Here is a 1,623-nt window from a genome sequence, read left to right on the forward strand (position 1 = left end):
GGCCGGCCCGCAGGCCGCCCCGGCCGATGCGCCCGACCAGGCGCTGACACGCTTCCCCACCTTCGGCCATGTGGTCGAGCTGATCCGCGCCAATCGCGACGTCAAGCTGCTGGTCGAGGTCGAAACCGGCCTGCGCCTGGTGCGCTATCAGCCCGGCCGCATCGAGTTCGAACCCGCCCCCGGCGCCGCCGGCGACCTGGCCCAGCGGCTGGGCAGCGCCCTGCAACGCTGGAGCGGCAACCGCTGGGGTGTCAGCGTGGTGTCCGAAGGTGGCCAGCCGACAATTGCCGAAGTCCGCGATGCCGAGGAAAACGCGCTGCGGGCCGAGGCGCAGGCACATCCGCTGATGCAGGCGGTGCTGGCGCGCTTTCCCAAGGCCAAGATCACCAGCATCCGCACCGCGCAGGAGCTGGAGGCCGAGGCGGTGGCCGAGGCCCTGCCCGAGGTCGAGGACGAATGGGACCCGTTCGAGGAGGACTGATCCGCCCTGCGGATCGGTGCTGCGGGACCGGCCGAATGCGGCCGTAACAACAGCGCAGCGCAACTGCGCAACCTGGATGTCTGGCAACTGTACCGCCCCGCCCGGTATCAAGCGGCAAAGCCGCCCCGGGCGAGCGCCTGACCGGCCCGCCACCTGCCCCCCAGGTTTCAAACCGCGCAAAAATTTTGCCCGCACCGCCAAGGATTGACCCCGCCCATCCGTCCAAGGAACGTGATGCGCATGGAAACATCTGACGAGGAGCTGGCCCGCGCGGCCGCCACCGGCGATGCCGCGGCCTTTGCCGCGCTGCTGGACCGGCACTATGACCGGCTGTTCGCGCTGGCCTTCCGCCTGACCGGCAGCCGGGCCGAGGCCGAGGATCTGACTCAGGACATCTGCGCCGCCCTGCCCGCCAAGCTGGCCGGGTTCCGGGGCACGGCGCGGTTTTCCACCTGGCTTTACCGTGTCGCGGTGAATGCCGCGCATGACCGCCGCCGCCGGCAGGCCAGCCACCGCAAGGCCGCCGAAGGCTGGGGCGACTGGGAACTGGCCCGCCGCGCCGAGGCGGAAGACAGCGCCGGCCAGATCGGCTGGCTGCTCGCCGCGATGGGACAGCTGAAGGACGAGTTGCGCGACACCCTGGCCCTGGTGCTGGACGAGGTCACGCATAAGGACGCGGCCGAGATCCTCGGCATTTCCGAAGGCACTGTCAGCTGGCGCATCTCGGAAGCGAAGAAACAGCTGGGCGCGCTGCGCGCCAAGGAGGATCAGGCATGACCGATGACCTCGACGACCTGAAGGCGGCGATGACGGCCGCCACCCCTGCCCCCGATCCGGCGACCCGGGCGGCGCATCTGGCGCTGGCCCAGAAAAATTTCGAAGACCTCCAAGGATCCCGCGCTGCGGCGCGTCCTAGTTCCGATCGCCCCGCTTCGGGGTTCTGGACAGGAGTGAGGACCATGTTTGCAACTTTGACAACGCGCGGCGGGCTGGTGGCGACCACGGCCATCGTCGCGGTGGGGATCGTGGTACTATCCCCGGCGGGCCGCGACCTGCTGCGCCCGCAGGACCTGACGCTGGCCCGGCCCATCGCCGAACGCGACGCCGCGCAGCCGCAACCGGTGCCCTCGCACCCGGCCCCC

At 70.4% G+C, this 1,623-nt stretch carries 1 protein-coding gene and 2 pseudogenes; all 3 read left to right on the plus strand.

Features of this window, described 5'->3' with window-relative positions:
- Positions 1–481 (plus strand): annotated as a pseudogene (locus CVM52_RS25565) (DNA polymerase III subunit gamma/tau); the annotation flags it as partial.
- Between the two features lie 240 nt (positions 482–721).
- Positions 722–1,258: an RNA polymerase sigma factor gene (locus CVM52_RS25570; protein WP_100165047.1), complete on the plus strand. Its 537-nt coding sequence runs from the start codon at positions 722–724 to the stop codon at positions 1,256–1,258.
- Positions 1,255–1,623: pseudogene (locus CVM52_RS25575) on the plus strand (VWA domain-containing protein); the annotation flags it as partial. The gene CVM52_RS25570 and the pseudogene CVM52_RS25575, both read left to right, overlap by 4 nt.

It is taken from the genome of Pseudooceanicola lipolyticus (assembly GCF_002786325.1).
In the GTDB taxonomy this organism is placed as follows: domain Bacteria; phylum Pseudomonadota; class Alphaproteobacteria; order Rhodobacterales; family Rhodobacteraceae; genus Pseudooceanicola_C; species Pseudooceanicola_C lipolyticus.

Excerpts from the sequence above, each read along its gene's own strand:
- CVM52_RS25570 (WP_100165047.1), top strand. The coding sequence starts at position 722 with ATGGAAACATCTGACGAGGAGCTGGCCCGCGCGGCCGCCACCGGCGAT.